Source organism: Pleurocapsa sp. FMAR1 (assembly GCF_963665995.1).
Taxonomy (GTDB): domain Bacteria; phylum Cyanobacteriota; class Cyanobacteriia; order Cyanobacteriales; family Xenococcaceae; genus Waterburya.
This window is the reverse complement of the sequence record NZ_OY762512.1, coordinates 5,416,410-5,429,540: the sequence shown is the minus strand read 5'-3', so window position 1 is coordinate 5,429,540 and position 13,131 is coordinate 5,416,410. Positions and strand designations below refer to the sequence as shown.

The 13,131-nt window shown below is 40.6% G+C and carries 8 protein-coding genes and 2 pseudogenes; 3 read left to right on the top strand and 7 right to left on the bottom strand.

Translation table 11 applies throughout. The features are described from left to right. Positions 1-109: 109 nt before the first annotated feature. The 4 genes from SLP02_RS26325 to SLP02_RS26310 all read right to left on the bottom strand — a co-directional run bounded on the left by SLP02_RS26325 (position 110) and on the right by SLP02_RS26310 (position 3,990). Positions 110-589 (bottom strand): hypothetical protein, encoded by a 480-nt coding sequence (locus SLP02_RS26325; RefSeq protein ID WP_319418707.1) that lies wholly within the window; start codon positions 587-589, stop codon positions 110-112. 631 nt (positions 590-1,220) lie between these two features. Then, positions 1,221-1,814: a hypothetical protein gene (locus SLP02_RS26320; protein WP_319418706.1), complete on the bottom strand. Its 594-nt coding sequence runs from the start codon at positions 1,812-1,814 to the stop codon at positions 1,221-1,223. A gap of 947 nt (positions 1,815-2,761) precedes the next feature. Further along, the gene (locus SLP02_RS26315; RefSeq protein ID WP_319418705.1) at positions 2,762-3,007 is read right to left on the bottom strand and encodes a protein kinase domain-containing protein; all 246 of its coding nucleotides are present in this window, start codon (positions 3,005-3,007) and stop codon (positions 2,762-2,764) included. A 68-nt stretch (positions 3,008-3,075) separates the two neighbouring features. Beyond that, a complete protein-coding gene (locus tag SLP02_RS26310) occupies positions 3,076-3,990 on the bottom strand; it encodes an outer membrane protein assembly factor BamB family protein (protein ID WP_319423638.1) in 915 nt (304 codons plus the stop codon). A 602-nt stretch (positions 3,991-4,592) separates the two neighbouring features. Here SLP02_RS26310 and SLP02_RS26305 point away from each other — a divergent pair. Continuing rightward, entirely contained in the window at positions 4,593-5,777 is a 1,185-nt protein-coding gene (locus tag SLP02_RS26305; RefSeq protein ID WP_319418704.1) for an NAD(P)H-quinone oxidoreductase subunit H, read from the top strand. A 67-nt stretch (positions 5,778-5,844) separates the two neighbouring features. On the opposite strand, the gene SLP02_RS26300 is transcribed toward SLP02_RS26305, so the two are convergent. From SLP02_RS26300 to SLP02_RS26290, 3 genes and pseudogenes are all read right to left on the bottom strand, one after another. Continuing rightward, on the bottom strand, positions 5,845-6,081 hold the full coding sequence (locus SLP02_RS26300; RefSeq protein WP_319418703.1) for a hypothetical protein: 237 nt from the start codon (positions 6,079-6,081) through the stop codon (positions 5,845-5,847). Between the two features lie 256 nt (positions 6,082-6,337). Beyond that, positions 6,338-6,649 (bottom strand): HNH endonuclease, encoded by a 312-nt coding sequence (locus SLP02_RS26295; protein WP_319423637.1) that lies wholly within the window; start codon positions 6,647-6,649, stop codon positions 6,338-6,340. Between the two features lie 195 nt (positions 6,650-6,844). Further along, a pseudogene (locus SLP02_RS26290) lies at positions 6,845-8,164 on the bottom strand (reverse transcriptase domain-containing protein); the annotation flags it as partial. Between the two features lie 1,455 nt (positions 8,165-9,619). On the opposite strand from SLP02_RS26290, the pseudogene SLP02_RS26975 reads away from it, so the two are divergent. Further along, positions 9,620-10,211, top strand: a pseudogene (locus SLP02_RS26975) (reverse transcriptase N-terminal domain-containing protein); the annotation flags it as partial. An 884-nt stretch (positions 10,212-11,095) separates the two neighbouring features. Continuing rightward, the gene (gene ltrA / locus SLP02_RS26275) at positions 11,096-12,838 is read left to right on the top strand and encodes a group II intron reverse transcriptase/maturase (protein ID WP_319423633.1); all 1,743 of its coding nucleotides are present in this window, start codon (positions 11,096-11,098) and stop codon (positions 12,836-12,838) included. Positions 12,839-13,131 lie beyond the last annotated feature (293 nt).

Here is a 13,131-nt window from a genome sequence, read left to right as displayed (position 1 = left end):
ACTCCAAAAGTAGAGAAAAAATAATTGAACGAAAAATAAGATAAAGCAGTTACTACTGGAACAGCTAAAATACTACGTATCATTAGATCCTGATTGACTGACAAAACTTTCAAGAAATATTGTAGGAATAAGTTAAAACTTTGAACTCCAACTGATCTGCTCGTTTTTGATATTGCGATCGTGATGCCATTGCAGGTGAGGGATCTTGATTACTAGAGAAAGTCACGCAATGAAGTAAATTCCAACCATTAATGAGTGCAGCTTTGACCCAATCCCAACCAATCCTAAAATAGCTATTACCACGAAACCAATGAGTATCAACCCATCTTCGTTTGCCAATACGAACTACCTCAACACCTTGGGCACTAACGTAGAGAGTAGCCACAGATAAGATAAACCACAAACGGGACAAAGCGCATACATCTCGAATCATCGAGCGTTGAACATTCCAACCACCAGATTGGTCATCTAAAAAATTCGCTTCGATATCAAAACGTAATCCATATTCAGCAAAGGTTTGTAGAGTAGTTTTTTCATTACTGACAATTGCCCATAGTTCGCCGTTAACGTTGTTGCGACCAAGAATCACATGAACTTTGCCAGAAAATTCACCTTTGTGAATCTGTACGTTGTGTAAGCAAATTGCCTCTGCTAAATGAAAGTGAAAGTTTTTAGGTTGACCAGGGCTTCGCCCTACACGATGCGAAGCATCGAAGTCGTCCGAAGGACGGACGATCTGGGCGATAGCCCTGTGGCGCGAAGTGTGAGGTGAACGCTCTCTGCGTTCCGACGTCTCCTCGGGAACGGCGACGGACAGAGAGTCCGTGTATGAAGTAAAACAGCTGCATGAAGTATGAAGTATGAGGTATGAAGTATGAAGTAAAACAGCTACTTCTTCCTTCGTATGAGGTACAAAAAATCTTTCTTCCTTCTTCCTTCAAACTTCTTCCTTCAAACTTCGTAAACAGCTACTTCCTCCTACATGCGGACAAGTCCTTTGTTCCACTATAGTTGCAAGCCCCGTCGTTCACGATCGCTCTTAGTTTGGTAGAGGTACCAGGGCTTCGCCCTACACGATGCGAAGCATCGAAGTCGTCCGAAGGACGGACGATCTGGGCGATAGCCCTGTGTATGAGGTATGAAGGCGCGAAGTATGAGGTGTGAGGTATGAGCTACAAAAAATCCTTCCCGAATTCCGAATTCCTTCAAACTTCGCGCCTTCAAACTTCTTCCTTCGTATGAGGTACAAGCCCTCGAACAAACTTGAAACTTCGCGCCTTCATACTTCTGTCTTCAAACTTCTGTTGACACCAACTTCCACGCCAAATCCAGGTATTACTCTTAATTCGGAGACGATAATGCCATCCTAGTTGAGTTGTCAGCATGGTCATCAATTCGGTATGTATAAATCCTCGCTCCGCGAGTAAAATTACCTTAACTGATTCTCGTAGCCTAACTTGTGCCTGCTTAATCATCTCTCGATAATCGGTAACTGAAATACTAGCACTTTCATGGTTCATCACTCTCCACACCAACGGTAAAGCTCTCCCTCGATGAATAACCCAAAGCCGCACAAGGCAATACTCATCCCAGAACAGTGAAGTGTCTAATGCCAAAAATATTTTTGATTCTGACCAATCATCAAGTGCTGCTTTGACCAAGGACTTTCTGATTCGATGGACATTGATTCGAGGATTGTTTAGCCAACGCTGAATACGTCTCTGTCTACCCCCAGCCAACTTCCCTCGACCAGGGATGTACATCGACCATTTTGTCAGGTTGACATTGCCCGTGTGTATTAAAGCAATTATCATCCAAATACAAGTTTGAAGATGACATAAATGTAACCAGTCAGTAGCTTGACCAGGGCTTCGCCCTACACGATGCGAAGCATCGAAGTCGTCCGAAGGACGGACGATCTGGGCGATAGCCCTGTGGCGCGAAGTGTGAGGTGAACGCTCTCTGCGTTCCGACGTCTCCTCGGGAACGGCGACGGACAGAGAGTCCGTGTATGAAGTAAAACAGCTGCATGAAGTATGAAGTATGAGGTATGAAGTATGAAGTAAAACAGCTACTTCTTCCTTCGTATGAGGTACAAAAAATCTTTCTTCCTTCTTCCTTCAAACTTCTTCCTTCAAACTTCGTAAACAGCTACTTCCTCCTACATGCGGACAAGTCCTTTGTTCCACTATAGTTGCAAGCCCCGTCGTTCACGATCGCTCTTAGTTTGGTAGAGGTACCAGGGCTTCGCCCTACACGATGCGAAGCATCGAAGTCGTCCGAAGGACGGACGATCTGGGCGATAGCCCTGTGTATGAGGTATGAAGGCGCGAAGTATGAGGTGTGAGGTATGAGCTACAAAAAATCCTTCCCGAATTCCGAATTCCTTCTTCCTTCAAACTTCAAACTTCTTCCTTCGTATGAGGTACAAGCCCTCGAACAAACTTGAAACTTCGCGCCTTCATACTTCTGTCTTCAAACTTCTATTGACTCATCCATTGATTCAAGGCATTGTAGAGACGGGAGTTTTGATTCACAGTATTCTGAAATTATGAGTGGTATCTAATCTCAGAGTGCTGACTCCCCTTGCTTTGTGTCAATCCCTCAACTCTTTACTGAATCTCTATTCTCAGGTTTTTCTCTTCATCTTTTGTCAGTCAACCAGCTTCAGTTGTCCGCCAACTATTTTCTACTAAAGTAAAAAGAGATTTCCCAGAGATGAATTTTTGAACTAAATACCAGTGTTTTTCGTGGGTATTATCTATCTGAAAATAATTAGATAATCAGGAATTCTAGGATGTTTTAATTGAGCGAGAATACTAGCTTCTCTTTCAAACATTTCTAATATTTTCCAGTTGCTTGTCTGCTGTAGAGATAAAACCTTTAAAGCTACTAATTGTTCGTTTTTAAGATCGAGTGCTTTGTAAGTTTCCCCGCCTAGACCTGCTCCCAAAAAATCTATAATCCGATATTGCTCTACTATTAGTTTTTCTAACTCATGCTGCATTTTTAAGATATGTCTGAAATAACTTGCTTTCTATATGATTAATTCAATTATAAATGTACGATTTAAACTTAATGTAAAGCATATAAATATCCATTATCGCAGAAAGTGTAGATGACTTTATCAGCAATTACAGGAGAAGAAAATTGGATTGTTGAGCTTCCTGCAAATCTCTTACTTAAGTTATTGAATATTTGAGGTAGCCAGAGATTAGGTTTTAAGATCCACCAATCGGGTTCGGGTGCAGCAAACTCCCATAACTCTTTTCCCGATTCTGCTTCAATTGCATTGATAGCTCCTGAACGCTCACAATAAATAATTCCATCTGCTAGTGAAATACTGTTGATTCGTTGAATAGCACGCCCTAATTTCTGCCATGATTTTTCCTGGCTTTTAATATTTATCGCACACAGAGAACCAATGCCTATCCCTATATAGATAAACTCGTCGTCAACTACTAGTGGGCATAACGGAGAAAGGTAATATGTATCCTCTATCTGAGATTGCCAGATTTCTGTTCCCTCTTCAGCATCTATGGCATAGATAATACTATTTTTAACTCCTATATAAACCACATTATTAACTATAACAGGAAGGGAAAATAGCCATCTTAATTGACCTATTTCAAATTTCCATTTTTTTTGCCTTGTATTAACATCTACGGCATAAATATTACCATTCTCACTACCAATATAAAGAACTCCATTTCTCAATGTAGGAGGAGTTACGGCCATATCTTTAATAGTTTTAAATCTCCATTTTTCCTGACCAGTCTCCACATCTAAAGCATAAAGATTTCCATCTATACAATTAGCGTAAAGAACATTATTGTAAATTACTGGATTGGAATAGCGAATAAAATTGATTGATGACCTCCACTTTATCCTCCGTGTTTCAATACTTATTGCGTAAAGGTTTCCATTCTTTTCACTAGCGTAGATTGTTTGATTATGTAATATTAAATTATCTATGCTAGTACTACCTATTTTTATTCTCCAATTTGAGCATTTATTGCATACAAATATCCTTTTTTATTACATAGATAAATTACTCGATCAGTAATAACTAAAGGACAGTTAAGACCAGTATTTGATGGGATTATTTCTGGATTAGAATCTATTAGTAGCTTCCACTTTATTCCCCTTAAGTTGCGAAGACCTTGAGTTTTATAAATTCCAGTACGCTCTTTATTAGCCCGATACATGATTCACCTTTATGAGACTGTCCGTATAGTACCCAAGATTCCATAGGTAATTAACCTAAAAAGCAAAAAAATGATTTGAGCATATTTCAGTTAAAGACACAGAGATAAGATCAACAACAGCTAAAGGTCGTGAATTAAATAATTTATAGATTGTAGATTAAGCGTAATGCAGTAATATTCAAATCTTGAATTTAATAAAATTTTCGTAATTGCGATCGCTTTATACGTAGCACAGCAGCAAACCCAGCCAAACAAATAACAAGTTGAAATTTTTGCTCAAACAATCAGTTTAAGTTTCTATCCCGTCCAGAAACTAGATAAGATAGATAACTAGTAGCAGGTAAGAACTAATTCATTTCTTAATCATAGAAATATTGCTGATTTATGGCACAGATAGAAACTAGAACCGAACCCATGATTCTCAACATGGGACCTCATCATCCTTCAATGCACGGCGTTTTACGCCTGATTGTAACTCTTGATGGGGAAGATGTAATCGATTGTGAACCCGTAATCGGTTATCTTCATCGAGGTATGGAGAAGATTGCCGAAAACCGCACCAGCGTTATGTATGTTCCTTATGTAAGCCGTTGGGACTATGCTGCGGGGATGTTTAATGAAGCAATTACAGTCAATGCCCCCGAAAAGCTAGCTGGTATTGAAGTACCCAAGCGCGCCCAGTATATTCGGGTGATCATGCTAGAGTTAAACCGCATTGCTAATCATTTACTGTGGTTAGGTCCATTTATGGCAGATGTGGGCGCACAAACTCCCTTCTTTTATATTTTCCGTGAACGGGAGTTGATTTATGATTTATGGGAAGCTGCTACTGGACAAAGATTAATTAACAATAATTATTTCCGTATTGGTGGAGTATCTGTTGATTTACCCTACGGTTGGATCGACAAATGTGAAGATTTTTGTGATTACTTCGATCCCAAGATTGATGAGTATGAAAAGCTAATTACCAATAATCCTATTTTTCGTCGTCGCGTTGAAGGGGTAGGAACAATTAGCCGTGAGCAAGCTATTAACTGGGGTTTATCAGGACCAATGTTAAGAGCTTCTGGGGTTAAATGGGACTTACGCAAAGTAGATCACTATGAATGCTATGACGACTTCGACTGGGATATACATTGGGAAACTGCGGGAGATTGTTTTGCCCGTTATTTGGTGCGTATCCGTGAAATGCGCGAATCGATTAAAATTATTCGTCAAGCTCTAAAAGGTATTCCAGGCGGTGCTTATGAAAACCTTGAAGCACGCAGGATGGACGAGGGACGCAAATCTAAGTGGAACGACTTTGAGTATCAGTATATAGCCAAGAAAGTTGCGCCGACGTTCAAAATACCTGAAGGAGAACACTATGTTCGCCTAGAAAGTGGCAAGGGTGAACTAGGAATCTTTATTGTTGGCAATGATAATGTCTTTCCTTGGCGTTGGAAAATTCGCGCCCCTGACTTTAATAACCTACAAATTCTGCCAAATATACTCAAGGGAGTTAAATTAGCAGACATCATGCCTATTCTTGGCAGTATAGATATCATTATGGGTTCAGTTGATCGCTAGATTCAAAAAAAAAATAAACGTTTTTGTAAGGTGGGCAAGTCTCATCTTATTTTTTTGGGAAAATATTTCACAAGTCAAAACGGTAACGACATTTTTGGCGATCGACTTCTAGATATCGATTGTTATCCTTTGGTAAATCAATATCCAATAAACAATAAGAAAAGAGGCTTAAAGCCTCTTTTTTACATATAGATGGTATGAGCCGAGTTGGATTTGAACCAACGTAGACATAGCCAGCGGATTTACCGATAATTTTGGGTCTAAAGCCTCGCCGTAGAACGGCGACTTTTGATGTAGTATTCATGGTACAATTATTGAATAAAAACGTATAAATTGTGCGGTTCGTCGGGTTTAGGAATTCCTAGAAAATAGGAATGTATGAAACTCCAGGAGAAGGCGGAGATAAAACCGCAATGTAACCTGAACTGACACTAGGATATGGGTTAAAGTAGAAAGGTCGAGGTGAGTGTTACCACTACACCCCTCCCGTCCGAAACCGAGCGTGAGAGATTTCTCCTCACTCGGCTACTCAACATATTCCCCATTGTCAGTGGGACATCCTACTCTTTGTTGTCTGAAACTATTAGAAAATCATTTTCATTCCAAAGCCAGTTAGATTTAGCTAGTGTTTGGTTGATGTAATCCATGTATTTTATGAATCTTTGATTTCTAATAAATTCCATGTCAAGGGCAGTTTTTTCGTCATGGCAATGCCCATGTAGGAGTTGTAGATTCTTATATTCGTCTTTACCACCGAGGGCGCGAGGAATATTGTGGTCAGTTTCTAACAAATCTCCTTCACGAAAGCGTAAGCAACACCAGGAACACACACCTTTTTGTCTCTTGAGCAGTAATGCTTTTCGAGAAGGCATATCGGGGCTACGTCCCATCCTGGTATTCCAATAGATTAATTTCCCGTCAAATGGACTGGCATCACCTTTAACTTTCACATATTCAATGCTACTGCTTCCAAATTCAGTATGTGTTAGTAACCGAAGGGGATTTTTATCTCCTTTTCTGGTTGCGAATACCCAGTTTCTATTACCAATGGTTGTCCAATACTTTTTAATTGCTTTTCCCCAATCACCAGTACGGTGACGACTCCAAGCTCTAAGTTTTTGGAATACGAGGTAATCTTGACCTGTTAGTACTCCTGTTCCCTGAGCATCAGAAAATGAATAATAATTTGTCCATCCTCGGATAATCGGGTTAAGCTGCAAGCAGGCGACGGCGGACAGCCTCGATGCATCGAGGCTTCCGTGCGCCTCAACTATAAGTTTTGCTTGATGGGAGTATTTGTGTTTCTTAAAAACATCTTTAATCTTTTGTTGATGTTTCTTACAGGCAAATTTTGATGGAATAATGAATGTTCTAAAACCAAGTTTTTCTTTGGTGCTGGGATGTATTGAACTTTTGTATTTTCCCACCCGAAACTGTCGAATGTGATAGCCCAAAAAGTCAAACCCAGCTTGTCCATCTTCGCTTTGCTCTGAAATTAAAGTGTGGGCGATTCTGGTTTTTGAAGGTTTTAGTTCCAGTCCCATGTCTTTTAACCACTCAGAGATTAATTCTCTGCATCTTTTGACTACATTTAGGTCATGATGTATTAGAAGAAAGTCATCTGCATACCTGATAAAGGTAAGAGATTTGACCTTTTGTTGCCAGCTAATCTGGCTGTTTGGTTTATCTTTCCTTTTAACATCAAGAGTTTTGGCAAACTTCATTAACATCTTTTCCATCCCGTGTAGAGCAACATTAGCAAGTAAAGGGCTTATAACCCCACCTTGAGGTGTTCCTTCGGATGTGGCAGTAAATACCTTTTGGTCTATGACTCCAGATTTTAACCAAGCTTTAAGTTGTTGCCTGAATTTGCCCGTGTAACCGAGTTTCTGTAGTAAGGCTAAGTGGTTGATTTTATCAAAGCATTTTGCAATATCAGCATCCAGCACATATTTGGCTTTAGATTGAATTGCATTTTTTATTTGCTTGATAGCATCTTGACAGGAACGTCCTGGTCGAAATCCGTAGGAATTGCTCTCGAAGAGAGCTTCCCATTCTGGCTCTATGGCGTGTTTTAATAACGCTTGTAAGGCGCGGTCGTGCATTGTTGGGATTCCAAGTGGACGTTTTTCATCCTTTCCAGGTTTGGGTATCCAAACTCTTCGAGTAGGTCTACTTTTTCCTATAAGTTTGAGTTGTCCTATGAGTCTAAGACGTGCTTCTGGAGATAGTGATTTCTTACCATCCACTCCTGCTGTCTTTTGCCCTCTATTATCTTGAGTTACCCGCCGAATCGCTAAGACCTTATTTGACCAAGACCTCATTAATGTCTTTTGGAGTTTTCTAACTTGTTTTACATCTCCATGACGAGATGCTGCGTAAATGCGCTTTTGTTGCTTAAATCCCCCCTAGCCCCCCTTATTAAGGGCGGAATTGAAGGGGGGATTGCCAATCGATATCGTTCCATCCCACAGTATTCGGTTTAATTGAATCTGTATTAGGCATATTTGCTACTACTCGTACCTTTACACATTGATATATTGCGAGTCACGTTTGCGTATCTTGGGCGTTACCCCATCCCTTTTCAGGCATTACCCGTTGATTCGGGTTAAGCGTTGGCTTCTTGACCCATCTTTCTCAATCTCACCATACGGCTTTGACGATGCCTACCAGTTAGTCTGGGGATGAGGTTGAGTTACTTCGTTCCTGTATTCCTTTGCTGTATATGACGGCATATATAGTTGATTGGAGTCCGTTAGGGTTCATCTATCCACCTATGTGAGCTAATTGTGCGTTACGTAAAGGAGGGAAATTTCGTAAATGTAGGCTCGTCCCGATGTTTCGGGTCGCAAGGTGTGGTCTTTGATACCACTAGCTTATACTCCTTGCTATCTCTTAAAGATGGTTCAGAAGATGATTCGTTTTTTCTACCCCACGATTTCCTATTCCTTGGTATTACCCTTAGTCCAGGTCGGTTATAGAACTCATGCTAGCGAGTAGGCGTTTTCAGCAATTTACTCTCTCGCGTTCACTCCCGCTTTTAAATCTGGGTTGTCATCCCAGAGATAAGGGAAACTTCTCTCTCTCGTCGCCGAGAGGGACGCTGTGTGCTTTTTCCTCCGCACAAGAGGACAAGGACTTGACGTTCTAGGTTAATAGCCTCACCTTGAAGAAAATACAAGTTATCATTCTGTTAAGGATTAAAGTGCGAACTCAATCCATTATTGGATTACTTAACAGAAGCCCTACATCTCTCTTCAAAGAAGATTTCGTAGGAACGAATCGCACCCCACCATTAAAGAGAATAATGACTCCCTATCTGCCTACAGTGAGTAAACTCGGAATTTTACAGGCTCAAGCTGGGAACAGGACGCAATCAGAGGTAAAGCAGATACACCACACTGGCGTTGACGGGGAGATGTAATGGGTAAACAGGTTCTACAAAAGTGCCTCAACGTTGAGCCATAATCTGAACAAACAATATGGACTTCACTACCGCAACTCTCACAGAAGTTTAATTTGGCTAGCTGTTTCTCCGAGAAGGTAGTAGGTAAAGTGAACCACCCTAAAACATCAGTCAATCCTAGTATCGGAACGAATAAAAACGTAGCCCCAGATTTTAGGGGTAAGAAACCTGAATAGGATGGACGAGCATCGGAAACTCTGGCTACGGGTAGGACAGGGCGTAACTGCCTTTAGGAAACTAGACAATGTTCAATCGAGTAGGAAATAATTATGACGCATAGCGCACGGCGCGTTTTTTGTAAGAGTACTCTTACAAAAAAGCCGCCTTAAGTTATAGCGATGATTGGGAATTTAGAGACTGGAAGAAATTCCAGAAAATATTATTTCGCCTACAAAAGAGAATATTCAAAGCAATTAGAGATGGAAACAAGGCTAAAGCAAGAAGGCTTCAAAAGCTAATTCTTTCCTCTCATTCAGCTAGAATGCTAGCAATTAGGCAAGTAACCCAGCTCAACACTGGGAAAAAGACGGCAGGGATTGATGGCAAAAAGTCTTTAACGTTCAAGGAACGATTCCAATTAGAGGAAACTCTAAATCAAAATACAAAGACATGGAAACATCAAGGTCTAAGAGAGATACCCATCCCCAAAAAGGATGGTTCAACTAGACTACTAAAAGTCCCAACAATAGCCGATAGAGACGGAGAGCAAAGCTCTCCAGCCCGCTAGGGCGGTCTGCGCGTATGCGCTGTGCAATGTCTTGTCAAATATGCTCACTTTACCAGCACACGAAGCTACATTCCATGCCAAGAGTTATGGATTTAGACCAGGACGAAGCACACACGATGCCCAAAAAGTCCTATTTCTAAATCTTAACAGCAAAGCTAACGGAGCAAAAAAACGAGTCTTAAAAATAGACATCGAAAAATGCTTCGACCGAATAAACCATGCTGCAATCTTAAATGAGATTGGCGTTGGTAAATCAAAGTATGGTTTTTCAATTTTGTATCAAACTTTATTCAAAAAAAGCTTAAAGCTGCACGCTGCGGATGCAGCGAAGTCGTCCCCTTGAGGCGACGATCTGGGCGAATGCCCGTGCGATTCGTTCTTCTTAAACCTAGACAACTAGGGGGACAGAAGACGTTTTTAAAGTAACCCATTTTGGGTAGAGTTCGCACTTTTTAATCCTTTAGAAACGATAACTTACACACCATCAATGTGAGGTGAACAACTAGTAATAGCAAAAACCAAGTCATTGCGTCCTTGTGCGGGACGAAAAGCATACAGCGTCCCCCTCGGTGACGAGAGAGAGAAGTTTCCCTTACATCTGAATTGATAACCCAGATGTAATCTGCGGGAGTAAAAGCGGAAAAGAGCGATAATTGCTGAAAACGCCTCACCGCAAGCAAGAGTTCCATACCCGACCCTAGACTAAGATTATCTCAAGGAAAAGGAAATCGTGGGATAGACAAACGAATCATCTACCGAACCGTCTTAACGCTCAAGCAGGGGATATAAGCTAGTGGATAATGCCACACCCTGCGTTTGAAATAACAAATAGAACTTAAGTCTGCTAATTTGGGCTACCTTAGCAGCGCACAACCAGTTCAATAGGCGGAAAGATGAATCCTAAAGAACTCAAACCAATGGTATGTAGGAACGAAGTAACCTCGCCTCACCCCCAGAACAACTGGTAGGTATCAAACCGTATGGTGAGACGGGAAAAGATGGGTCAAGAAGCAAATGCCTAACTCGATACAACGAGTAATGCCAGAAAAAGGATGGGGTAATGCCCAGGATAAGCAGACGTGACTCGCAAATGTGTCAAGTGTAAAGGTACAAGTAGTAATAAATATGCCTAATACAGATTCCGTAAAACTGAAGACTGTGGGATGGGACAATATCGATTGGCGAAAAGTTGATAGATACGTCTACAAGTTACAAACGCGCATTTACGCTGCTTCTCGTTGTGGAGATATTAAACAAGTCCGAAAACTCCAAAAAACACTATTGAGGTCTTGGTCGAATAAGGCTCTCGCGGTACGACGGGTAACGACAGAAAATCGAGGCAAGAAAACGGCAGGTGTGGATGGGATTAAAAACCTATCTCCAGAAGTCCGTGTGAAACTCATAGGACAACTTAAACTTACAGGCAAAAGTAAGCCTACTCGTAGAGTTTGGATACCTAAGCCTGGAAAAGATGAAAAGCGTCCATTAGGAATTCCCACAATGTACGACCGCGCCCTACAAGGAGTAGTGAAAGCTGCTCTCGAACCAGAATGGGAGGCTCAATTTGAATCTTCATCCTATGGATTTCGACCAGGAAGGTCATGTCACGACGCAATCAGACACATAAAAGATGCGATTCAGAAGAGAGCTAAGTACGTTCTAGATGCTGACATTGCAAAATGTTTTGATTGTATTAACCATAATGCTCTCTTAGACAAACTAAACTACAGAGGAAAAGTTCGGCAACAAATAAAAGCCTGGCTTAAATCTGGAGTAATTGACAAAAGAGTATTTACTGCTGTCACTGATGGAACGCCACAAGGCGGAGTGGTTAGCCCGCTTTTAGCGAATGTCGCCCTCCACGGCATCCAAAGAATGTTAGAAGAATACGCCGAAACACTTAATATGAGGGAAGATAAATATCCTCATCGTACATTAAGTAAAAATCGTAAGATTCAAACTCTGGCATTCGTAAGATACGCCGATGATTTTGTGGTCATACACAAGAGCCTTGAAGTAATCCAAAAGTGTCGAGAATTAATTTCTTATTGGTTAAAAGACATAGGCTTAGAATTAAAACCATCCAAAACCAGAATTGCCCATACTCTTATTCCAGAGTACAGCGAAGACGGAAAAGTAGGGTTTGATTTTCTCGGATATTACATCCGACAATACCCATCGGGCAGACATAAATCTGCAAAAAATGGGGCAAATCAAATCATTGGTTTTAACACACTCATAACCCCTTCTAAACAATCCCTTATTAAGCATCAAGAAAACATTAAAAAGACCATTAAGAAGCATAAACACGCTTCTCAAATCGATTTAATAAACGATTTGAATCCCATCATCAGGGGATGGTGCAATTACTACAGCTTTAGTGATGCAAAAACAACAGGCGAATTCTCAAGGCAAGACCATTTGGTCTATCAAAAACTGAGAGCATGGGGTAGGTTTCGATGTAAAAATCTGAACACCGCTCATAATAAATACTTTCACCAATTTGGTGGCAGAAACTGGGCATTCACAACCAAAAAAGGAAACGCGAATTCCCTTCGACTACTTTTTCATGGCAAATTTGAAAGCAGTTCAACTAGCTATATAAAAGTTAAAGGTGATAAAAGCCCTTATGACGGCGACCTAGTGTACTGGAGTACCAGAATGGGTAGAAATCCAGAGTTACCCAACACAAAAGCCTTATTGCTTAAAAAACAAAAAGGAAAATGTAGCTGGTGCGGACTCTACTTCCATAACGGAGATCTGTTAGAAAAAGACCATATTTTAGCTACCGCTTTAGGTGGCAAGAATGAGTTTAGTAACTACCAACTACTCCACGGTGGAAAATGTCACAACGAAAAAACAAATTAATGATGAGATTGATATGTTGCGTTGCCGAGCGACGCGATCGCTCTTTTTATTATAAAATTATTTGAATTAGATTTTTGTTTCAACATAATTTGTAAAATAACCCATAGCTAATAAAGGTCAAAAAGCTTTAAGTTAGATTTAACCAACAATACTTTATATTTTTTGCAAGAGTCTTGATTAACAGTAGTCATTTTTCAGATAGCCATATTTTCTCTTGTATATAAGTATGTAGACAGGCGTAGTTGTGTATAAGATACTAGAGATCGAAAGCCCAATACCCTTATTTTCTAACA

What these genes read in the sequence shown, in the direction of transcription:
- SLP02_RS26320 (WP_319418706.1), bottom strand. Translation starts at nt 1,814, where the DNA reads ATGATAATTGCTTTAATACACACGGGCAATGTCAACCTGACAAAATGG.
- SLP02_RS26315 (WP_319418705.1), bottom strand. Translation starts at nt 3,007, where the DNA reads ATGCAGCATGAGTTAGAAAAACTAATAGTAGAGCAATATCGGATTATA.
- SLP02_RS26305 (WP_319418704.1), top strand. Translation starts at nt 4,593, where the DNA reads ATGGCACAGATAGAAACTAGAACCGAACCCATGATTCTCAACATGGGA.
- SLP02_RS26300 (WP_319418703.1), bottom strand. Translation starts at nt 6,081, where the DNA reads ATGAATACTACATCAAAAGTCGCCGTTCTACGGCGAGGCTTTAGACCC.
- SLP02_RS26295 (WP_319423637.1), bottom strand. Translation starts at nt 6,649, where the DNA reads ATGCCTTCTCGAAAAGCATTACTGCTCAAGAGACAAAAAGGTGTGTGT.
- ltrA (WP_319423633.1), top strand. Translation starts at nt 11,096, where the DNA reads ATGCCTAATACAGATTCCGTAAAACTGAAGACTGTGGGATGGGACAAT.